Annotated in this window: 22 protein-coding genes and 1 other RNA gene; 9 read left to right on the top strand and 14 right to left on the bottom strand. The window is 44.8% G+C overall.

Annotated features, from left to right (window positions below; genetic code table 11):
* Window positions 1–27: 27 nt before the first annotated feature.
* The 8 genes from era to rpoE form a co-directional block, all read right to left on the bottom strand.
* Complete coding sequence (gene era, locus K08M4_RS02460) at window positions 28–999, bottom strand: GTPase Era (RefSeq protein WP_004735384.1); 972 nt, start codon at window positions 997–999, stop codon at window positions 28–30.
* On the bottom strand, window positions 992–1,669 hold the full coding sequence (gene rnc, locus K08M4_RS02455) for a ribonuclease III (protein ID WP_004735383.1): 678 nt from the start codon (window positions 1,667–1,669) through the stop codon (window positions 992–994). The genes era and rnc overlap by 8 nt, the downstream gene beginning before the upstream one ends.
* A gap of 26 nt (window positions 1,670–1,695) precedes the next feature.
* A complete protein-coding gene (gene lepB, locus K08M4_RS02450) occupies window positions 1,696–2,592 on the bottom strand; it encodes a signal peptidase I (RefSeq protein WP_086048741.1) in 897 nt (298 codons plus the stop codon).
* 92 nt (window positions 2,593–2,684) lie between these two features.
* Window positions 2,685–4,478 carry a translation elongation factor 4 gene (gene lepA, locus K08M4_RS02445; RefSeq protein WP_009847653.1) on the bottom strand — a complete coding sequence of 598 codons (1,794 nt, stop codon included), beginning with the start codon at window positions 4,476–4,478 and terminating at the stop codon, window positions 2,685–2,687.
* Window positions 4,479–4,614: 136 nt separating this feature from the next.
* Complete coding sequence (locus K08M4_RS02440) at window positions 4,615–5,085, bottom strand: SoxR reducing system RseC family protein (RefSeq protein WP_009847654.1); 471 nt, start codon at window positions 5,083–5,085, stop codon at window positions 4,615–4,617.
* The gene (gene rseB, locus K08M4_RS02435) at window positions 5,082–6,044 is read right to left on the bottom strand and encodes a sigma-E factor regulatory protein RseB (RefSeq protein WP_086048740.1); all 963 of its coding nucleotides are present in this window, start codon (window positions 6,042–6,044) and stop codon (window positions 5,082–5,084) included. Before rseB ends, K08M4_RS02440 begins: the two co-directional genes overlap by 4 nt.
* Window positions 6,041–6,664 (bottom strand): RseA family anti-sigma factor, encoded by a 624-nt coding sequence (locus K08M4_RS02430; RefSeq protein WP_198299305.1) that lies wholly within the window; start codon window positions 6,662–6,664, stop codon window positions 6,041–6,043. Before K08M4_RS02430 ends, rseB begins: the two co-directional genes overlap by 4 nt.
* Before the next feature lie 26 nt (window positions 6,665–6,690).
* Window positions 6,691–7,269 carry an RNA polymerase sigma factor RpoE gene (rpoE, locus tag K08M4_RS02425; RefSeq protein WP_004735377.1) on the bottom strand — a complete coding sequence of 193 codons (579 nt, stop codon included), beginning with the start codon at window positions 7,267–7,269 and terminating at the stop codon, window positions 6,691–6,693.
* Window positions 7,270–7,658: 389 nt separating this feature from the next.
* Here rpoE and nadB point away from each other — a divergent pair, with 389 nt between their 5' ends.
* The gene (gene nadB, locus K08M4_RS02420) at window positions 7,659–9,275 is read left to right on the top strand and encodes an L-aspartate oxidase (RefSeq protein WP_017108682.1); all 1,617 of its coding nucleotides are present in this window, start codon (window positions 7,659–7,661) and stop codon (window positions 9,273–9,275) included.
* Window positions 9,276–9,383: 108 nt separating this feature from the next.
* Here the strand turns inward: nadB and K08M4_RS22450 are convergent, their stop codons facing one another.
* Window positions 9,384–9,812 (bottom strand): protein YgfX, encoded by a 429-nt coding sequence (locus K08M4_RS22450; RefSeq protein ID WP_354000825.1) that lies wholly within the window; start codon window positions 9,810–9,812, stop codon window positions 9,384–9,386.
* Window positions 9,760–10,020 (bottom strand): FAD assembly factor SdhE, encoded by a 261-nt coding sequence (locus K08M4_RS02410; protein ID WP_004735374.1) that lies wholly within the window; start codon window positions 10,018–10,020, stop codon window positions 9,760–9,762. The genes K08M4_RS22450 and K08M4_RS02410 overlap by 53 nt, the downstream gene beginning before the upstream one ends.
* Window positions 10,021–10,187: 167 nt before the next feature.
* Here K08M4_RS02410 and ygfZ point away from each other — a divergent pair, with 167 nt between their 5' ends.
* The 3 genes from ygfZ to K08M4_RS02395 all read left to right on the top strand — a co-directional run bounded on the left by ygfZ (window position 10,188) and on the right by K08M4_RS02395 (window position 12,393).
* On the top strand, window positions 10,188–11,159 hold the full coding sequence (ygfZ, locus tag K08M4_RS02405) for a tRNA-modifying protein YgfZ (protein WP_086048737.1): 972 nt from the start codon (window positions 10,188–10,190) through the stop codon (window positions 11,157–11,159).
* A gap of 4 nt (window positions 11,160–11,163) precedes the next feature.
* Window positions 11,164–11,625, top strand: a complete 462-nt coding sequence (locus K08M4_RS02400) for an aminoacyl-tRNA deacylase (protein ID WP_086048736.1) — start codon at window positions 11,164–11,166, stop codon at window positions 11,623–11,625.
* A 561-nt stretch (window positions 11,626–12,186) separates the two neighbouring features.
* Window positions 12,187–12,393, top strand: a complete 207-nt coding sequence (locus K08M4_RS02395) for a DUF1107 domain-containing protein (RefSeq protein ID WP_004735370.1) — start codon at window positions 12,187–12,189, stop codon at window positions 12,391–12,393.
* A gap of 183 nt (window positions 12,394–12,576) precedes the next feature.
* Here the strand turns inward: K08M4_RS02395 and K08M4_RS02390 are convergent, their stop codons facing one another.
* From K08M4_RS02390 to K08M4_RS02380, 3 genes are read right to left on the bottom strand one after another with little or no spacing between them, the layout of a single operon-like run.
* Window positions 12,577–13,800: an FAD-dependent 2-octaprenylphenol hydroxylase gene (locus tag K08M4_RS02390; RefSeq protein WP_086048735.1), complete on the bottom strand. Its 1,224-nt coding sequence runs from the start codon at window positions 13,798–13,800 to the stop codon at window positions 12,577–12,579.
* A 12-nt stretch (window positions 13,801–13,812) separates the two neighbouring features.
* Window positions 13,813–14,991, bottom strand: a complete 1,179-nt coding sequence (ubiH, locus tag K08M4_RS02385) for a 2-octaprenyl-6-methoxyphenyl hydroxylase (RefSeq protein ID WP_086048734.1) — start codon at window positions 14,989–14,991, stop codon at window positions 13,813–13,815.
* A 24-nt stretch (window positions 14,992–15,015) separates the two neighbouring features.
* Window positions 15,016–15,591 (bottom strand): YecA/YgfB family protein, encoded by a 576-nt coding sequence (locus K08M4_RS02380; protein ID WP_086048733.1) that lies wholly within the window; start codon window positions 15,589–15,591, stop codon window positions 15,016–15,018.
* Window positions 15,592–15,898: 307 nt separating this feature from the next.
* Between K08M4_RS02380 and zapA the strand changes: the two genes are divergently transcribed.
* From zapA to serA, 5 genes are all read left to right on the top strand, one after another.
* A complete protein-coding gene (gene zapA / locus K08M4_RS02375; protein ID WP_004735366.1) occupies window positions 15,899–16,207 on the top strand; it encodes a cell division protein ZapA in 309 nt (102 codons plus the stop codon).
* Between the two features lie 11 nt (window positions 16,208–16,218).
* Window positions 16,219–16,401: non-coding RNA, 6S RNA (gene ssrS, locus K08M4_RS02370), on the top strand.
* A 6-nt stretch (window positions 16,402–16,407) separates the two neighbouring features.
* The gene (locus K08M4_RS02365) at window positions 16,408–17,007 is read left to right on the top strand and encodes a 5-formyltetrahydrofolate cyclo-ligase (RefSeq protein ID WP_086048732.1); all 600 of its coding nucleotides are present in this window, start codon (window positions 16,408–16,410) and stop codon (window positions 17,005–17,007) included.
* A gap of 124 nt (window positions 17,008–17,131) precedes the next feature.
* On the top strand, window positions 17,132–17,785 hold the full coding sequence (gene rpiA / locus K08M4_RS02360; RefSeq protein ID WP_086048731.1) for a ribose-5-phosphate isomerase RpiA: 654 nt from the start codon (window positions 17,132–17,134) through the stop codon (window positions 17,783–17,785).
* A gap of 264 nt (window positions 17,786–18,049) precedes the next feature.
* Window positions 18,050–19,279 (top strand): phosphoglycerate dehydrogenase, encoded by a 1,230-nt coding sequence (serA, locus tag K08M4_RS02355; RefSeq protein ID WP_086048730.1) that lies wholly within the window; start codon window positions 18,050–18,052, stop codon window positions 19,277–19,279.
* A gap of 120 nt (window positions 19,280–19,399) precedes the next feature.
* Here serA and K08M4_RS02350 read toward each other — a convergent pair whose 3' ends face one another.
* Window positions 19,400–20,113: an oxidative stress defense protein gene (locus K08M4_RS02350; protein WP_086048729.1), complete on the bottom strand. Its 714-nt coding sequence runs from the start codon at window positions 20,111–20,113 to the stop codon at window positions 19,400–19,402.
* Window positions 20,114–20,193 lie beyond the last annotated feature (80 nt).

Here is a 20,193-nt window from a genome sequence, read left to right as displayed (position 1 = left end):
TAATATCAGAAAGTGACGTTCAATATATTATAGATCGTCGATGTAGCCTAACGAGCGAAGTGCACGCTCATCGTCAGCCCAACCAGACTTAACTTTAACCCAAGTCTCTAGGTAAACCTTACGACCGAATAGTTCTTCCATGTCGATACGAGCTTCACGACCAATCGTTTTGATCTTCTCGCCCGCTTTACCAATCACCATCTTCTTCTGACCGGTACGTTCAACAAGAATCAAAGCATTGATGTGGAAGCCATCATTATCTGGGTTGTAATCGAAACGCTCGATTTCAACCGTTACTGAGTAAGGTAGCTCTTCGCCTGTGAATCGCATCAGTTTTTCACGGATGATTTCAGAGGCCATAAAGCGCTGTGAGCGATCCGTTACGTACTCTTCAGGGAAGTGGTGCGTCGCTTTTGGTAAAGAATTACGAACGTGCTTACGCAGTACATCGATATTCTTACCTTGCTTCGCCGAGATTGGCACAACATCAAGGAAGTCCATCTTCTTAGACACTTCCATCATGTGTTGCATAACGTCAGTACGGTCTTGAACGTTGTCTACTTTGTTAATACAAAGGACTACTGGGAAATCTGTTTTTCTCAGCTTGTTCAGTACCATCTCATCGTCGTCAGTCCAGTGAGTACCGTCAACAAGGAAAAATACTAGGTTCACATCGCTCAGTGAGCTGTTCGCCGCACGGTTCATCAAACGGTTGATTGCACGCTTTTCTTCGATGTGAAGTCCAGGAGTATCAACGTAGATCGCTTGGTAATCGCCTTCAGTTTCTACGCCCATAATACGGTGGCGTGTCGTCTGAGGTTTACGTGATGTGATCGAGATTTTCTGACCCAAAATATGGTTCAAAAGCGTCGATTTACCTACGTTTGGTCGACCCACGATAGCGATGAAGCCACAGTGTTGGTTTTCCGGTAGGCCCGTTTTTTTGCTATCAGATGAAAAGAATGCATCGATATCGAAATCTTGATTGTTATCAGACATTGCTTAGTTGCTCTAATGCTGTTTCAGCAGCCGCTTGTTCTGCCTTGCGGCGGCTAGTGCCTTTACCGATAACAGGTTTATCCACACCTGCCACTTCACACTCAACCGTAAACTCTTGGTTGTGTGCTTCACCTTTAATATTAGTCACTGTGTAGACAGGCAGGGGATTTCTTCGACCTTGCAAAAACTCTTGTAAGCGAGTTTTTGGATCTTTTTGAGATACACCAGGCTGAATAGACTCTAGGCGAGATTGGTACCAGCTTAAAATAATACGGCGAACAACCTCGGTATCACTATCTAAATAGACAGCGCCGATGATCGCTTCAACCGCATCCGCTAGAATAGAATCACGACGGAAACCGCCACTCTTCAACTCACCTGGACCTAATTTTAAGTAATCTCCTAGTTCGAATTCACGACCTAGTTCTGCCAATGTATGACCACGTACTAATGTTGCGCGCATGCGGCTCATATCACCTTCGTTTACCTTAGGGAAACGGTGGTAAAGATCATCAGCGATAACAAAACTTAAAATTGAATCGCCCAGAAACTCAAGACGTTCGTTATGTTTACCTGCGGCACTGCGGTGAGTCAGTGCCAAATGGATAAGATCGGCATCATTAAACTGATAGCCAATCTTTCTCTCTAGTTTATCAATTGGAGAATTCATGCTCTCTCGATGTGTTATGTGATCGATTAGTGAATCCCACCGATGCGATTAAAACGCACACCAGTAGGAATCCATGTTGGAAGTACGCTGTCTGAACCGCGTTCGAATTCGAAGCTGATCCAAATAGCAACGGCCTTACCAACAAGGTTTGCTTCAGGGACAAAGCCCCAGTAACGGCTGTCAGCACTGTTGTCACGGTTATCACCCATCACAAAGTACTGGCCTTCTGGAACGACCCATTCGTTAACACCATTGCGAGGCTGATACGCTTGCACACGATCACGGCGTAATGGGTTAACTAAAATCTGATGTTCTACGTCTCCAAGCTGTTCATTCAGCTGAATCAGAGGCACACCATCTTGAATAAATTGGCTTTCTTCAACATTACTTAGTTTCACTGGGTCACAGCTACTTGTACCCTTCGCCTGAATACAGATCTCTTTACGAGAGCTGTAGCGAATGGTGTCGCCTGGCATACCTACGACACGCTTGATGTAGTCGATATTAGGCTGAGGTGGGTACTTAAATACGATTGAATCACCACGTTCTGGTTTGCCTGTTTCTACCAATTGAGTGCGCCATACCGGGTCTTTTAGACCATAAGCGTACTTTTCTACCAAGATGAAATCACCAACCAATAGTGTTGGCATCATCGAGCCAGATGGAATTTGAAACGGTTCATAAATAAATGAACGCAAAACCAAAACAAATGTAATTACAGGGAAAATGGACACACTGTTCTCAACCCACCAAGGCTGAGCCGTAACTTTTGCGCTGGTTGCAGCGTCTAGGCCATTCGACTGTGCTTCAACGTCAGCCAGTTTTTGTTGGCGCTTCTTCGCCCACACAAACTTTTCCAACGCCCATACAATGCCGGTCACTAGAGTTACGATCACTAAGATAAGCGAAAATGTATTAGCCATTGATATCCCTTAAATTTCATTTCTTTAAAAATAACGAAAGTGAAAGAGTATAACCCTTTCACTTTCAATTATTCGTTTACTGCTGGAGAAAGTTAATCTTTACCAACGTGAAGGATTGCTAAGAATGCTTCTTGAGGCAGTTCAACGTTACCGATCTGCTTCATACGCTTCTTACCTTCTTTTTGTTTCTTAAGAAGTTTCTTCTTACGACTGATATCACCACCGTAACATTTTGCGATTACGTTCTTACGCAGTTGTTTCACTGTAGAACGAGCAATGATGTGGTTACCAATCGCTGCTTGAATCGCGATATCAAACATTTGACGAGGGATGAATTCTTTCATCTTCTCAACCAATAGACGACCACGAGACTGAGCAATGTCTTTGTGCGTAATAATCGCCAGTGCATCAACCGTTTCGCCATTAAGCAATACGTCAACACGTACCATGTTTGATGCTTCGTAGCGTTGGAAGTTGTAATCCAATGATGCGTAACCGCGAGACGTTGACTTCAGACGGTCGAAGAAATCTAGAACCACTTCAGCCATAGGAAGATCGTACGTCACAGCAACTTGGTTACCGTGGTAAACCATGTCGACTTGTACGCCACGCTTCTCAACACACAGTGTGATTACGTTGCCTAGGTAGTCTGAAGGTACCAGGATATTACAACGAGCAATCGGTTCACGAATTTCTTCTAAGTCATTAATAGCTGGCAGTTTAGCCGGGCTATCAACATAAAGAATTGTGCCATCCGTTTTTACAACTTCGTACACTACGGTAGGTGCCGTTGTGATCAGGTCTAGGTCGTATTCACGCTCTAAACGCTCTTGGATGATCTCCATGTGAAGCATTCCTAAGAAGCCACAACGGAAACCAAAGCCAAGTGCTGCTGAACTTTCTGGTTCGTAAAACAGTGATGCATCGTTCAGGCTTAGTTTGCCTAGTGCGTCACGGAAGTTTTCGTAGTCATCAGACGATACTGGGAATAGACCTGCGTATACCTGAGGCTTCACTTTTTGGAAACCAGGTAGACGTTCTGTGCTGCCGCCTTTTGCAAGCGTCAACGTATCACCAACAGGTGCGCCAAGGATGTCTTTAATACCACAAACAACCCAGCCAACTTCGCCAGTATTTAGCTCAGTTGTGTCGATTTGCTTAGGTGTGAAGATACCTAGACGGTCAACACCCCAAACTTGGTCTGTCGACATTACTTTAATCTTGTCGTTCTTCTTCAGCTTACCGTTCTTGATACGAACCAAAGAAACAACGCCTAAGTAGTTATCGAACCAAGAGTCAATGATCAGAGCTTGTAGTGGCGCTTCTGGATCACCTTCCGGTGGCGGGATAGCCGTTACGATGTTTTCAAGAACGTCATCAACACCGATACCGGTTTTTGCAGAACAACGCGTCGCTTCCATCGCATCGATACCAACGATCTCTTCGATTTCTTCAGCAACACGCTCAGGTTCAGCAGCAGGTAAGTCAATCTTGTTCAAGATTGGCACGACTTCCAGTTCCATTTCGATCGCGGTGTAACAGTTTGCTAGAGTTTGAGCTTCAACACCTTGGCCAGCATCTACTACTAGAAGCGCACCTTCACAAGCGGCTAGAGAGCGAGATACTTCGTAAGAGAAGTCTACGTGTCCAGGGGTATCGATAAAGTTAAGTTGATAAGTTTCACCATCTTTAGCTTTATAATCTAAAGTCACACTCTGCGCTTTAATTGTAATACCACGCTCGCGTTCTATATCCATAGAATCGAGGACTTGAGCTGCCATCTCACGTTCACTTAACCCTCCACAAACTTGGATTAAGCGGTCAGAAAGGGTCGACTTACCGTGGTCGATGTGGGCGATAATCGAAAAATTACGAATGTGCTTCATAGGCTTGGTGTGACTAAACTCTTTGAATAGGGATAATAAGAAAGCCGTAACGCGTCCAATCTACAGTCAGCATTGGTACGGCATTTCAATCAAGTTGGCAGATTCTACCCAATTTAAGGGCAATAAGCATCATAAATTAGATGAGAGACTTGCCTAGGATTCTAATCAAGACAACTTCTTGCTTGGATTTGTCTTCCATTGGTTTAGCTAAGCGCTTCGCCAAACCAATACCACCAGCAGTAAACAGCGCTGCAGTTAAGATAACAATGCCCTCGCCCCCTTGGAGTAAGGGTTGTAACAAGAGTTGTCCAAAACCAGCACCAACCATCAACATGAAAAGCGGGATAAGATAAACAATAGCCGCAGACTGAAGTAAGCTTTTTTCTGGAAAGCCAATTTCTACGATCTGGCCAGCTTTGACTAGGCTTTGGGTTTTAAGCTGCCAAAACAAGGATTTATTGCCAACAGCCTTGGTAACAATACCCGTTCCGCAGCTTTTTTGAGATGAGCAGCTGCTGCAACTAGTTTGTTGTTCGCAGCTCAGTTGAACAAAATATTGCTTACCTTTTTGTTCGACTGAGCTAACGGTCGCCAACGCAGTCATCATTGCGCAGGTGCCGATTTATTGAACGAGACAGATTGAGCGATACGCTTAGCCGTTGCTGGCGGAATATCACCAACCACAGAGATTTCTTTGTCGCCAATCACTAAGCTGTGCAAGGTTCTTCGCCCTTGGCGTACCAGTTGTCCTTTCAATGAATGTTCATCTTTATCGGCGATATAAACCGAAAAGCTAAATAACCCATCACTGAAAAGCTGACTTTCAACCATTTTTTCGGTCGCAGCCATTTGGTAACGGCTGAGTTCTTTCGATTTAAATCCTTCAGGTACCCACGAAGCTTGCCAGTCGGTCTCACTCACCAAGCCTTCTGGCAATGACAAAACCTTCGGCAATTTAGCTTGATTCAAGCCGCTCATTGCTTCTGCAATCTTATCGTTCACTACGTAAGAGATAGTGCGGTACTGCTCAAGCACTTCGCCATCACGATCTAAAAGGTCGGCACGCAAAGGAAGGTTAGTTTTCTCGTCGACCCAAACCACGTAAGAGTATCGAAGACCGTCTTTCGGCACGACGCGTAATACTTGTGTAGTACTGCCCGCCTCACGAGAGCGCCCAACTTTTACAAAATCGTAGTATTGGTTGAGAGAGTCGATATCTCGATTAATCATCGGAATGACAGGTGCAACCATGCTGCCAGACTGAATAGTAAATGGCTCTGTACCCGGTTCGATGTAGCTAACTTCATTACCACGTCGAATAACCTCACGAACAGGGCCGCTTAGATAAACAAGGTGTGCAAGTTGTTGGTCGTCGTTAACTGCATGACGATAAAGCAGAGGTTCAATACTGCTCTTCTTTATCAATATGTAGGAGAGTTCGTAATTTAGATGCTGACTGGCCTCGTTCATTTGATGCAACAAGGCCTTTGCAGTGGTTTCCTCTGCAAAGGCTGTTGGAGACATCAAGCTGAACAGTGTCAGTGCACTGACCAGGATTTTCTTCATTCAATATCCGATTCTAGGTGTGCATCTTTCATTGGCGATGCATCACTGTTTAATCTTAGTTGTAGCTCATAATCTTCTAACAATGCATGAACGCGTTTGCGTTGCTCTTGCATGTTAGCTTCAGATACAGGCTTCTCAACAGAGTCACGCGTTAAACTTACTGGCTCCGCAGAACCCGCAAATGGGATCGTTTGTAGCACAGGCAGCTGTTCTGGTGCTGCTGGGTCACTGCCACCATATTGTTGAACACCTAACACAACAGCTAGAGAAACACAGGCTGCAACGGCAACTTGTCCAAATTGTTGTAACCACGCAGGAAGCTGACGCTTCGCTTGCTGAGGTTTAGGCTGCTCTTCAATCGGAGCAACAATAGGTTCAACATTCACTTGGTGCAGGTTCGACATTGAACCATGCGCAGGCTCATCATCAAGTGCTGCCGCTACACTGTTAGCAATGTTCCACTCTGGAGTTTCTGGCGCATCCCCACGCATAACATCACCAATTAAATGGTAACTCTGCCAGGTATCCATGCTTTCTTGATCAGATTCGAGATCTACTATGAGAGCTTTATCGATCGTTTCACCATCCATGAGTGCCGAAAGCTTTTCTTTATCAGCCATTATTTTCACCATAATTATTACAAGTTCTAGCGTTGTAAAAGAGGTTTAATTTTCTTTTCCACCGCTTCACGAGCTCGGAAAATACGCGAACGTACGGTTCCTACAGGGCAATCCATTACTTCTGCAATCTCTTCGTAGCTCAAACCTTCGAGCTCACGCAACGTCATTGCAGTTTTTAAGTCTTCGGGTAGCGCTTCAATCGCTCCAAAAACAACTTGTTTCAATTCGTTTGACAGCGTTAAGTTCTCAGGGTTCGATATTTCTTTTAACGCGCTGCCTGTTTCGTAATATTCTGCATCTTCTGCATCTACATCTGTTGCTGGCGGCCTACGGCTCTGGGCAACGATATGATTTTTAGCGGTGTTCACGGCAATTCGGTACAACCATGTATAGAAAGCACTCTCACCACGAAAGTTAGGTATCGCGCGGTAAGCTTTAATAAAAGCTTCTTGTGCTACATCTGGTACATCACCGGAATTATTCACGTATCGAGAGATAAGATTACAAACTTTGTTTTGATACTTAACCACTAATAAGTTAAATGCCTGCTTATCTCCACTCTGAACTCGCTCAATCAACACTTGATCGGTTAGCTGCTCGTTCATTCGAGCGGGTACTCCTATTGTTATAACCCTTACCTTCACAGATATGGGTACTAATTATGCGAAATGTAGTATTGACACCACCGTCTACAAGAGCACTATTGTGACTAAGCCAAATACCGAAAGTTCCAACTTTCCTAAAATTATTTGCCATTATTGTTTCACAATGTGATGTAATAAAAATAGTTATCCCTATCAATTTGGGGAAACTTGAGCAAAAGCAATGGTATTGAGCAATTAAATATTTCTAGATAGCTGTCTATATATTGATTTTGTGTCGTGTTTTAGGATGACTAGGGAAAGATTATAACAGTCTTAGTCAAACTCCTGAAACAAGACGAAGTCAATTGAGCATGGACAACTCGACTATAGCCCGGGATTTAATAAGTTTTATGAACGCAAACCGTGAACATCAGTGTGATGTATTAGTGGTAGGAAGTGGTGCGGCAGGCTTGTCATTAGCCTTACGCGTAGCAGAGCATGCAAAAGTAATTGTATTAAGCAAAGGACCACGCAGCGAAGGATCGACGTATTACGCACAAGGTGGTATTGCGGCGGTGTTCGATGAATCGGACAGTATTGAGTCTCATGTAGAAGATACTCAAATTGCTGGGGCTGGGTTATGCGAAGAAGATACAGTTCAATTCATTGCTGAAAATGCTAAAGAGTGTGTGCAATGGCTGATTGATGGTGGTGTTCCATTTGATAAAGATGAGAACAGCACTGAAGGCCAACCAAAATATCACCTCACTCGTGAAGGTGGCCACAGTCACCGCCGAATTCTGCACGCTGCCGATGCAACTGGCATGGCAATGCAAACCTCACTGCAAGATAACGTCAACAATCACCCAAACATCGAGATCTTCGAGCGTCACAATGCGCTAGATTTGATCACCGAAGATAAGGTTGGTGGTTCGAAAGACAAGGTTATCGGTGCCTATATCTGGAACCGTAACCAAGAACACGTAGAAACCGTGCGTGCTAAATTTGTGGTACTCGCAACTGGCGGTGCTTCCAAGGTTTACCAATACACTTCGAACCCGGATGTCTCTTCAGGTGATGGTATTGCTATCGCTTGGCGTGCTGGTTGCCGTGTCGCAAACCTCGAATTCAACCAATTCCACCCAACATGTTTATTCCACCCAGAAGCGCGTAACTTCCTTCTGACAGAAGCCTTACGTGGCGAAGGCGCTTATTTACGTCGCCCTGATGGTTCAAGATTCATGAAGGACTTCGACGAGCGTGGTGAACTGGCTCCTCGTGATGTGGTTGCTCGTGCGATTGACTTCGAAATGAAACGCTTAGGCGCAGACTGCATGTATGTCGACATCAGCCACAAGCCTGAAGAGTTCATTACCGCGCATTTCCCAATGATCCACACCCGCTTGATGGATTTGGGTATCGACATGACCAAAGAGCCGATCCCGATCGTACCTGCTGCGCACTATACCTGCGGTGGTGTGATGGTGAATAAGCAAGGTCAAACCGACTTAACTAACTTATATGCGATTGGTGAAGTGAGTTACACCGGCTTACACGGTGCGAACCGCATGGCGTCAAACTCACTGCTTGAGTGTGTTGTTTATGCTTGGGCAGCAGCAAAAGATATCGTTGAAAACATCGACCAATCTCAATTGTGTGCAGAACTTCCAGCATGGGATGAAAGCCAAGTCACCAACAGTGATGAAGAGGTGATCATTCAACATAACTGGCACGAGCTAAGACTGTTCATGTGGGATTACATGGGTATTGTTCGAACGGATAAACGTCTAGAACGTGCAATGCGCCGTATTCAGATGCTGCAGCAAGAAACTCATGAGTACTACAGCTACTTTAAGGTTTCGAACAACCTGCTTGAACTGCGTAACTTATTGCAAGTGGCTGAACTGATGGTGCGTTGTGCGATGCAACGTAAAGAGAGCCGAGGCCTGCACTATACGTTGGATTACCCAGAGCTTGCAGAAGACAGCGGCCCAACCATTCTCACACCAGAGAGAAACCAATCATAACCATTGGTTATAAGTTTTAGCGGCTTAATACGTTAACCAAAATCAATCAAACGAAAGGGAGCCAAGTGCTCTCTTTTCTTTTATCTACGCTTTCTTTTATTTGATGCTCTAGTTTATCTCGCGGGCTCGTTGTAAGTTTGCCAGAAAATGTCGATACTCACGCTCATCACAACTATCTCGCCATAACAAAACTGAATGTCCACATTCAAAGCTCAGCTTAACGAAAAATTGCGCCCAAACCTTATCGACGGTCTTGAGAACATAAGGTTGGTCATTCAATCTAACTTCCCCATCGAGCTTGTAATCGAAACAGCCTTGAGCCGCATTAACCACAACCGCATCGGTTTTGAATAAAGCGATCATGAGATACAAACAGTAGAGACTGGCAACAAGAGGGATGGAAGAAAATACGATGAAAAACAAAAGGCACCCAAAAATAGTGCCTTTTGCAAATAATGCGGAATATGAAGGGTTAAGCTGAAGCCTAACGAACCTTGCTGAGGTTATGCGCGACAATTTTATCAACCATTGATGCATGACCTAGGTTTTCACTGCGCCCGTGTCCCATCACCCAAGTAAACAGATCTGGGTCATCACACTCTAATAGAGAAACAAACTCGCGCTGTTCCTGCTCTTGCAATGAATCAAAACACTCTTCGAAAAATGGCATGATAACTACGTCAAGTTCCAACATGCCACGACGGCAACCCCATTTAATTCGTGCTTTCTGCTCTGCAGTGTACATTGGCTATCCTCACCTATAATTTTTCTTTCTCGGAGTGTAACAAGTCATACGCTCTGCAACTACTATGTGAGTCACAGTCCCTATCTAAGCTCACAAAAAAACCTAGGCTGACAAAGAAACAGAACCGGATTAACATAGAGCCAAATAAAATTCTTAGGAAAGATAAAATGGATTGGAAAAACACATTTCAGCCGCTCGCTCATACGCAAAATGAATCGCTTCCAGATCTGATGATCACACACGTGTCAGACTGGAGTGCAATCACCATGATAGGCGATGACAAAAAGTCGTACCTGCAAGGTCAAGTAACGTGCGATGTCGTCACTCTTCCTAATGATGAATCTACATTAGGCGCGCATTGTGATGCGAAAGGAAAGGTTTGGAGTATCTTTCGTTTGTTCCACCACAATGGTGGTTACGCTCTTATGCAGCCTAGATCGGCAATTGAAGTCGAGTTAGTTGAAATCAAGAAGTACGCCGTATTCTCTAAGGTTGATATCGAGCAAACGTCTGACGTTGTTATCGGTGTGATGGGCGCGTCTGCTGATCAATACATTGACTCGATTTCAGAAAGCCAAGGTAAAGTACGTGTTATCTCTGGTGGCACAGCGGTTCAAGTCTCTGACAACCGTTGGGCTCTACTTGTTACGCAAGAAGCAGCAGAAGCCTTGGTATCAAGCAGCACAGCAGAAAAAGTATCGGAAGCGCTGTGGCAGTATCATGAAATTCTTGATGCTCAGCCGAACCTAACCAAAGCAGAGCAAAACGAGCACATTCCTCAAGCACTTAACCTGCAAGCGATTGGCGGTATCAGCTTTTCAAAAGGCTGCTACACAGGTCAAGAAACGGTTGCTCGCGCTAAGTATCGTGGCATGAACAAACGTGAAATGCGCATTGTTTCAGGAACGACTTCAGATGTATTGTCTCTAGAGAATACGATTGAACTAGAGCGTAGCGTAGGTGAAAACTGGCGTGGCGCAGGCCGACTATTAAACGTCTATCAATTTGCTGATAACCAAGCGATTGGTTTGATGGTGTTGCCAAACAACCTAGATGATGATGTTCAGCTTCGATTGACTGCGCAACCTGATCAAACATGGAATATCCTGCCACTGCCTTACAACCTTGACGAAGAGTAGCCACGTGGAAACACTGATTACACAATGGTTGGATCAACAGCAGGTGGACTATCGCCTGCTGGTACAAAGCAAGCCAACCACCAGCATTGAAGAAACCGCGCAAGAACGAGGCATTGATGCCTCTCAAATGGTGAAGTGCATCCTGCTTAAGGATATGGGAAACCAGTATGCGTTAGCCTGTACTCCAGGCGATCGCTCTATCGATCCAAAGAAAGTACGCTCGGTGCTGAATTGCCGTCGAATGACCTGCGTATCACTCGCTGATGTTGAAGGCATCACAGGCTTTAAAGCTGGATGTGTTGGGCCTCTTGCTCTAAAGAGATACATGCCGATCATTTTTGATCCTTCCATTCAGAGCAATTCGACCGTTACCATTAGCTCGGGTGATCGAATGGCTGGCGTTGCGTTGGATTCCAATGATCTTATAGCACTATGTGCACCGATCGTCGCTGACATCAGTCGATGATCATTTCGAACAGATCATGCTTCGCAAACTTCATTTCAATATTTCATTGAGTACATTTTTAGTGTGAACTTCGTCATAATAAAAACACACCCACATTAAATAGTTACTCAAAACAAAAGCATAAGTAGTCACAAGATTGAATTTGCGTTATTGTAATTTTACTGACTAGCCTTTAAGCAAATCAGTACAAGTGAATCCACTGAGTAACATCAGTATCCACTTTTGTGTAATGCATCTGTGACTATTCGCCCGTTTTAGACGGGCTTTTTTTGTTCAAAATTTACAATTTGATTACACAAACAAAAAAATCCCGCCTATTCTTATACTTGTAACATTAACACTGCTTAATACCGGACAGGAAAGTTCGTAGCAGTTCACTACTCAGTATTATTTTGGGGAGGAGCTCACGTAAAAATAGATATTTACTGAAGAAAGTGCTTAGAACAGCACAAATATCTAATTAACGTTAACTCTACTGCATATTACTCCATGCTTATCACAATAATTATCTCGGAGTTTTTCTATAATATGCAGGCTAGGTAAATATAAGGATAATTAAAAATGAGACTGTTTAAGCGCTATACACCGAGTATGATTGCTAAACATGTAAGTCGACTTTTCAAAGGACGAATCTACATTTACGGCGTAGGTAAATTTGAGTTTGATAACGGTAAACTCGTGCTGCCAGACCGAGCAGAAAGGCGTCACTTTCAAACGGTAAAAGAAATAAATAGTGAAATCATGAAACTGCGCTGCGCATACGCATGACCTGATTATCTACAGAATTAAAAACAAAAAGGGTTGGCATAATGCCAACCCTTTTTTCGTGTTCAGATTGAGTCAATGGCAATCAGCTCCAGCAGCTGACCATCAACAATGCCTCACCCATGCGCGACTATTGATTTGCGACTGTTGATTTGCGACTGTTGATTTGCGACTGTTGATTCACGATTATTGGTGCGTAACTGGACGCTTGGCTAGATCAGGAAGATTGCCTGACAAACCCAGTGCTCGCTTCATGATCTCATCTTTCGCACCCGGTAATTGACCCGCGAGCTTCATACCGATACCACGAATCAGCTTCTTGGCTGGGTTGTCGCCTTCAAACAGATCTTTAAAGCCCTGCATTGAAGCAATCATCTTCGCCGCCTCTGCTTTTCTCCAGCGCTCGTAGCCACGAAGGTTACGCTTGGTACCAATGTCCTCGCCAGCAGCCCAAAGCGTTAACAGCTCTTGCGCTAAGCTTGCAGCATCTAATAGGCCAAGGTTAACGCCTTGCCCCGCTAACGGGTGAATCGTATGAGCTGCATCACCAACCAAAGCGACACGCTCTACAGCAAAGTCACGTGCATAGCGCATGCGCAGTGGGAAGGCAAAACGCTCACCAACCACTTCACATAAACCAAGTTTTGAGTCGAACTCTGCCGTTAACTGCTTATTAAAATCCGCGTCCGACATTGATACCAGCTTCTCGGCACGATTAGGCTCCGTAGACCAAACAATCGAGCTCATATTCGCTGGCTGCATTGGTAGAAACGCCAATGGGCCTTGAGGTGTGAATATTTGACGAGCAACGCTGTGGTGCGGCTCAGTGGTTTTGATGTTCGCGACAATCGCACTGTGGCCGTAATCCCAATGAGTTAATGGAATGTCTTGCTGCTTACGAACCCAAGAGTTTGCACCGTCAGCTCCAACAACTAACTTTGCTGTCAGCGCTTGGCCGTTGTCTAACGTTAGCCATGCTTCGCTCTCACCAATCGCCATCGTTTTACACGTTGCAGGCATGTATAGGCTGACATTATCTTGCTTCTTAACCTGATCAAGCAGCGCTAATTGGATTACGCGGTTTTCTACAATATGACCTAGGTTAGGCTGTGCTAAGCGTGTTGAGTCAAATTCAATGCGAGCAAAGCTGTCTTGTTCCCACACTTCCATCGCTTGGTAGGGCGCAGCACGTCTTTGTTCAATACCTTGCCATGCGCCTAAGTTACGAAGAATCACTTCACTAGAGCGGCTCAATGCCGACACACGCACATCAGGCAATTCGCTAAGCCCTTCACTGGGTGCCCTGCCTTCAATGACGGCAATTCTTAGGTCACTGTCTTTCAACGCAGCAGCAAGCGCTAGGCCAACCATGCCTCCACCAACAATCGCGATATCAACACTTTGCATCATTATTTTTCTACCTTATCTTTCTACTAGGCCAAGCGTATGACGCAAAAGTGGACCTTTAAGTGGTGGAAGGTTATCAATTACGGCTAACCCAAGATTACGCCCAATGCGAGCGGTCAAAAAATCGTTTGAGAACAGATGAACTAGGCTTGATGTCAGCGTAATCGTCGTGTCTCTATCTTGTTCTCTACGCTTTCTAAAGTTAACAAGACCATTGTAACGCCCCACATCATCTAACTGAGTACACAACTCTTCCGCCAAGGAAGCCACATCACGGATGCCAAGATTAAAGCCTTGTCCTGCAATTGGGTGAAGCGTTTGAGCGGCATTACCAATAATCGCAAATCGATGAGAGATATTTTGCTGACGATGACGAAGAATCAGTGGGTAACTGGCACGCTTGCCTACCTTCTCGAGTCTGCCAAGTCGCCAACCAAAGTCACTCTGCAACTGCTCAAGAAATTCGTTGTCGTTTAGCGTCATCACTTTTTGTGCTTGCTCCGGTGACAAACACCAAACCAACGACAAACGGTTATCACTCATCGGTAATAGAGCGACTGGCCCATGATGAGTAAAACGCTCAAATGCGCGACCTTGATGAGGTTCGCTCGCCACGATATTGGCAATCACAGCAACTTGTTCAAAGTCATGCTCACTCAATGAGATATTGAGTTGCTTGCAACATGTTGAGATAGCGCCATCGGCAGCAACCAATAACTTAGTTGTTACTGTTTGCCCACTTGTCAGTTCAATCGTCGTTTGCAACTCTTCACGTTCGACTTTACTGACAGACTCAGGGCAAAGCATCGTAATTGCAGCTTCTGATTCAAGCTTCTGCTGATAGATTCGACCCACATCCGCCAACTCCACCACATAGCCAAGCGCATCAACAGCAAGCTCTTCACTGTAGATGTCCGTCATCCCGGCATGCCCTCTATCCGATACATGGATATCTTTAATCGGGGTTGCTACCGGTGCGATAGATTGCCACAAATGCAAAGAATCAAGGATCTGCACCGTGCCATAAGACAAAGCGATCGAACGAGAATCAAAACCAGGGTGAGCTTGATGATCAACCTGATAAGGCTCTACTACCGCGATCGATAGAGAACCTTGACTGAGGTGATTCAGAGCAAGGGCTAAGGTCGCCCCTGCCATTGCGCCACCAGCAATTACAACATCATACTGAGCCATTATAACCTCAAACCGACAAGCGGATTAATGAATGGTTGGAGCTGCATCTTCAAATGGGCGAGCACCGAATTCAGCATGAATCGTTAGTGCACACGCTTTTACGTGTTCAATAACGTGTTCTAGAAGCTGTGCTTGCTCTTCTAAGTCGTCTTCTTCATCAATACCCAGCTTCGCCATCTCTTCCAGATCAGCCAAGGCTTCTTTGGTACCGTCAGACGCTTTATTCAATTGAGCACCAACCAAGCCTAAACCAGAAATAAAGTGGTTAATCCAATCAGACACACCGTCCGCAAGATCAAACAGGCTTGCGCTTGCGTCTTCATCCGGCAGCAACATAGACAGTTCCATGCCTGAACCTGTGATTTCGCTGGTCGTTATTTTTAGCGTTGCTTCCGCAAGCGTTAATGCGCGATCTGGCCAGCCCATGCCTTCATTGGTGTAATCAAAGATCAGTGGTTGCCAGCTTTTATCTGCCAGGTTTAAGCCTCCGCTCAACATACCCGTTAATAAACCATGCATCTCAGCAGGGTTTACGGCTAGGCTTGCCGATTGAAGTTCAGTCGCAACCGTTAGGTAGTCAGGTAAAGTAGTTTCGCTCATCAGATAGCTCGCTCAGTTATTCTTTATATCGATAGTATAATCGTACCACTTCACCCCAATTCTGGTAAGCATCGATCCTGAGCAATTGAAGGATGACTGACTACCAATTGTTCAATTTGCTGAATTACTGTGTGCTCAAGCTCTCATTTACAAACAGTCACTCTGAAAAGCTTGAATCTTAATAGCGGTTTACCTATAGTTTCTCCCTCAGAGGAGATTGCTTCCTCATCGGTACTTGCACTTTTTCTTTCTCAAAAAATGATAAAGAGCAACAGCCTTAAATAGTGCGTTAAAGAGTTCATCCATCATGAGTAATCAAGCGGTAGACGTTGAAATATTAGGAAAACTGACTCGAGTGAATTGTCCCCCAGGGCAAGAAGAGTCATTGATTGCAGCGGCGGCCGATCTTGATAATCGATTGAAAGAGATGGCTGAACGTACTAAGGTAACCAATGAAGTGAAGCTGCTAACGATCGCAGCTCTGAACATTTGCTATGAATTACAAACCAAGAAGTTTGAAGCAAATGATGAACAAAACGCACTGACCGAGCGAATGGAACAGCTCACGACATCACTTTCAGATGTCCTCAGTAAAGTTAAGCACGGACAGCAATAGCGTACACAAAATTTACCCTGGAGTGTTTGTCAGAGGATTCACGTCCCCGAGCCGATAAGCAATCCCTAAGGGTTAGTACTTGAGTGCTATTGAGCATGCTCGGTCCGCCGAGAAGCCTACGGTAATCATTGCTGATCCGCCTTGAACTCGCTGGTTCAAGGGCCATCTATTCTCAACGGCACTTTGGGGTATCCCTTCTTATGAAGACGCTCACACGCAGCGAATTTCGCAAACAGATCCGTATCAAACGTAATGCCTTATCTGGCAACCAACAAACTCAATCCGGTATAGACTTAGTTAAGCAGTGTTCTCAGCTTGATGAGATTCAGTCAGCTCAACATATCGCCCTCTATATTTCCATTGATGGCGAACTCGATACCCAGCCTTTAATTGAATGGTTATGGGCGCAAGGCAAGCAAACTTATTTACCGGTATTACACCCCTTCTCTGCCGGACACCTGTTATTTCTTCATTATTCTCCAGACACACCGACCGTCCTTAATAAATACGGTATCGTTGAACCTCAGCTGAATCAATTGCTCGTCAAACCATGTCAGCAACTTGATCTGATTCTCACACCACTGGTGGGCTTTGACTCTCAAGGGCATCGCTTAGGCATGGGCGGCGGATATTACGATCGCACCTTGGCTCGATGGTTCGAGACGGGCAATGGCGCAACACCGATTGGCCTTGCTCACGATTGCCAACATGTCGATCGCTTACCAATTGAAGGTTGGGACATTCCGTTACCTAAAATCGTGACTCCGAGTAAAACTTGGCAATGGGAAAACAACCATTAAAGCGCTATAATCGCGCCGCAAACGTTAACCTCGATATCCAAAAATTACCCCAATATCTAAACGTTAACTTCATCATTACGCAAACGATTAATTCAAAGCGCAAGACCTTATTCAGGAGAATGGCATGACTCAAGATGAAATGAAAAAAGCAGCGGGCTGGGCAGCACTTCAATATGTTGAAGAAGGCAGCATTGTAGGTGTAGGTACTGGCTCAACAGTAAATCACTTCATCGACGCACTTGGCACAATGAAAGACAAAATCAAGGGTGCGGTTTCAAGCTCTGTAGCCTCTACTGAAAAACTAGAAGCGCTAGAAATCAAAGTATTCGAATGCAACGACGTATTCAAGCTAGACATCTATGTTGATGGCGCTGACGAGATTAACGGTTCTCGCGATATGATCAAAGGCGGCGGCGCTGCTTTGACTCGTGAAAAAATCGTAGCAGCTATCTCTGATAAGTTTATTTGTATCGTTGATGGTACCAAAGCAGTTGATGTGTTGGGTAAATTCCCACTGCCTGTTGAAGTTATCCCAATGGCACGCTCATACGTTGCACGTGAACTGGTAAAACTTGGTGGTGACCCAGTTTACCGCGAAGGCTGCACAACCGATAACGGCAACGTGATCCTAGATGTGTACGGCATGGCGATTGAAAACCCGAAACAACTAGAAGATATCATCAATGGTATTGCTGGTGTGGTGACGGTTGGCCTGTTCGCTCACCGTGGTGCTGATGTGGTTATCACAGGCACGCCTGAAGGTGCAAAAATCGAATAATAAATAATAGAAGATTGAGTTTTTCTGTTACTTCATTACAGACGGTGCCCTAGGGCGCCGTTTTTTTTGCTTTATTGCTGTAAAATTATGTCTTATTCCGTAATTTTCTTACCCAAAACATTTTTTTTTTGTTACTTTATTGTTCAGAAGACGCACAGGGAAAACGTTTGTCTCCTAACAAAGTGGTGAATTTGTTCCCCTTTCAGCCATTTTGTAGCACGTGCGCCGCATTTGCCCAACCTTTCCATTTTAAGGACGAGAACAATGGCCAAAGTTTCACTGGAAAAAGACAAAATTAAAATTCTACTTCTAGAGGGTCTTCACCCTTCTTCTGTAGAAGTACTGCAAGCCGCTGGTTACACAAACATTGAGTACCACAAAGGCTCACTACCTGAAGATGAGCTTCTTGAAGCAGTTAAAGATGCTCACTTCATTGGTATCCGTTCTCGCACCAACATCTCCCAAGAAGTTATTGATGCGGCTGAAAAGCTGGTTGCCGTCGGTTGTTTCTGTATTGGTACTAACCAAGTCAACCTTCAAGCAGCAGCTAAGCGCGGTATCCCTGTTTTCAATGCACCGTTCTCAAACACTCGAAGCGTTGCTGAACTCGTTCTAGGTCAGGTTCTATTACTGCTTCGCGGTATCCCAGAGAAGAATGCTCTTGCTCACCGTGGTATCTGGAAAAAGAGTGCTGACAACTCTTACGAGGCTCGTGGTAAGCGTTTAGGTATTATTGGCTACGGTCACATCGGAACTCAGCTAGGTATTATTGCTGAAAACCTGGGTATGCGTGTTTACTTTTACGATATCGAAAACAAGCTGTCTCTAGGTAATGCCACTCAAGTTCATACGATGACCGAGTTGCTGAATAAGTGTGACGTGATCTCTTTACACGTACCTGAAACCAATGAAACTAAAGACATGATGGGTAAAGAAGAGTTCGAGCGCATGAAGCCTGGCTCTATCTTTATCAATGCAGCTCGTGGCACGGTAGTTGACATCCCAGCTCTGTGTAGCGCTCTGGATTCTGGTCACCTTTCTGGTGCGGCTATTGATGTTTTCCCAACAGAACCAAAAACCAATGCAGACCCGTTTGAGTCTCCATTAATGCAGTTCGATAACGTGATTCTAACGCCTCACGTGGGTGGTTCAACTCAAGAAGCACAAGAGAACATCGGAGTTGAAGTTGCTGGTAAACTAGCGAAATACTCTGATAACGGCTCTACGCTATCAAGTGTTAACTTCCCAGAGGTATCACTGCCATTGCATACGGGCACATCTCGCTTGCTACACATTCACGAAAACCGCCCAGGTATCCTAACTCAGATCAACACCATCTTCGCAGAAGAAGGGATCAACATCGCAGGTCAGTATCTACAGACTGCAGCGGATATGGGTTATGTTGTTATCGATGTAGAAGCCGATCGCTCTGAAGAAGCACTGCTTAAACTGAAAGAGATCGAAGGCACAATCCGTGCTCGTCTACTTCACTAATCATCGAATTAGATCATAAGTAAAAATAGAAAAGGCTCTCGTAATGAGAGCCTTTTTAGTATTTGGCCTACTGTAGGTAAATAGATCATGATGATCCAATCCCTCCCAGAGGTATGCTCACTACTCTTCTAGCTGGTAGATCACATTCACTCGATCACGAATGGTGATCGTCGAATCTTCATAAGAATTAGACTCGGTTCTTGCATCCATTGCCATTGAACGCATCAATACAGGCTGAGAAGATTGTGCGTTGTAGTCAACTCGCCAAACGTCACCTAACTCTCGTTCAAAGCCACTCGCTAACGACTTAGCTTTCGACCTTGCATCTTTGATTGCTTCTAAGCGTGCTTGCTCTTGATACTTAGCTTGGTCACGCACTTGCAGCTGGATATTATCGATTTGGTTAATACCCTGTCCTATTGCAATATCCATGTACTCATTGAGATTAGCGAGCTCATTCACTTGAACGGTCACATTACGTGACGCACGGTAACCAACCAGTTCAGGTTTGCCATTTTTCGGGTAATGATATTGAGGAGATAAATACAGGTTCGAGCTGTGTACGCTCGCCTCATCTACGCCGGCTTGGTGCAGCTTATTTAGAAAGCCCGTTACCACTTTATCAACAGTACTTTTAGCCTGTTCAGCCGTCATCGTTGACTCTACCACTCTCACTGAGAATGTCGCCATATCTGGTGTCGCGATGACTTCACCATAACCTGTTGTTGAAATATGCGGAAAGGATGGAGAGTCAGCCAGTGATGGAAAGCTCACAGCACTCAACGCAGCAGTAAGAGTAAGAGACGTTGCTAACATCTTTGGTACAAACTTCATTAGGTAGACCTATGCTAAACAAATGTCCTTCCATCATAGAGTAATTTATCGTTTAGCCAATCCTGATTGTGCACATCTAA

This window comes from Vibrio syngnathi (assembly GCF_002119525.1).
Taxonomy (GTDB): Bacteria; Pseudomonadota; Gammaproteobacteria; order Enterobacterales; family Vibrionaceae; genus Vibrio; species Vibrio syngnathi.
The sequence above is the reverse complement of the archived record's forward strand: the minus strand, read 5'-3'. Positions and strand labels throughout refer to the sequence as shown.

Bases quoted from the DNA above. Each gene is read 5' to 3' on its own strand.
- K08M4_RS02395 (WP_004735370.1), top strand. From the start codon at position 12,187: ATGAGACTGTTTAAGCGCTATACACCGAGTATGATTGCTAAACATGTA.
- ygfZ (WP_086048737.1), top strand. From the start codon at position 10,188: ATGGATTGGAAAAACACATTTCAGCCGCTCGCTCATACGCAAAATGAA.
- rpoE (WP_004735377.1), bottom strand. From the start codon at position 7,269: ATGAACGAGCAGCTAACCGATCAAGTGTTGATTGAGCGAGTTCAGAGT.
- K08M4_RS02390 (WP_086048735.1), bottom strand. From the start codon at position 13,800: ATGATGCAAAGTGTTGATATCGCGATTGTTGGTGGAGGCATGGTTGGC.
- K08M4_RS02350 (WP_086048729.1), bottom strand. From the start codon at position 20,113: ATGAAGTTTGTACCAAAGATGTTAGCAACGTCTCTTACTCTTACTGCT.
- era (WP_004735384.1), bottom strand. From the start codon at position 999: ATGTCTGATAACAATCAAGATTTCGATATCGATGCATTCTTTTCATCT.
- K08M4_RS02430 (WP_198299305.1), bottom strand. From the start codon at position 6,664: ATGGCTGATAAAGAAAAGCTTTCGGCACTCATGGATGGTGAAACGATC.
- nadB (WP_017108682.1), top strand. From the start codon at position 7,659: ATGAACGCAAACCGTGAACATCAGTGTGATGTATTAGTGGTAGGAAGT.
- K08M4_RS22450 (WP_354000825.1), bottom strand. From the start codon at position 9,812: ATGCATCAATGGTTGATAAAATTGTCGCGCATAACCTCAGCAAGGTTC.
- lepB (WP_086048741.1), bottom strand. From the start codon at position 2,592: ATGGCTAATACATTTTCGCTTATCTTAGTGATCGTAACTCTAGTGACC.
- rnc (WP_004735383.1), bottom strand. From the start codon at position 1,669: ATGAATTCTCCAATTGATAAACTAGAGAGAAAGATTGGCTATCAGTTT.
- K08M4_RS02380 (WP_086048733.1), bottom strand. From the start codon at position 15,591: ATGAGCGAAACTACTTTACCTGACTACCTAACGGTTGCGACTGAACTT.
- ubiH (WP_086048734.1), bottom strand. From the start codon at position 14,991: ATGGCTCAGTATGATGTTGTAATTGCTGGTGGCGCAATGGCAGGGGCG.
- lepA (WP_009847653.1), bottom strand. From the start codon at position 4,478: ATGAAGCACATTCGTAATTTTTCGATTATCGCCCACATCGACCACGGT.
- zapA (WP_004735366.1), top strand. From the start codon at position 15,899: ATGAGTAATCAAGCGGTAGACGTTGAAATATTAGGAAAACTGACTCGA.
- rpiA (WP_086048731.1), top strand. From the start codon at position 17,132: ATGACTCAAGATGAAATGAAAAAAGCAGCGGGCTGGGCAGCACTTCAA.
- K08M4_RS02410 (WP_004735374.1), bottom strand. From the start codon at position 10,020: ATGTACACTGCAGAGCAGAAAGCACGAATTAAATGGGGTTGCCGTCGT.
- rseB (WP_086048740.1), bottom strand. From the start codon at position 6,044: ATGAAGAAAATCCTGGTCAGTGCACTGACACTGTTCAGCTTGATGTCT.
- serA (WP_086048730.1), top strand. From the start codon at position 18,050: ATGGCCAAAGTTTCACTGGAAAAAGACAAAATTAAAATTCTACTTCTA.
- K08M4_RS02440 (WP_009847654.1), bottom strand. From the start codon at position 5,085: ATGATGACTGCGTTGGCGACCGTTAGCTCAGTCGAACAAAAAGGTAAG.
- K08M4_RS02365 (WP_086048732.1), top strand. From the start codon at position 16,408: ATGAAGACGCTCACACGCAGCGAATTTCGCAAACAGATCCGTATCAAA.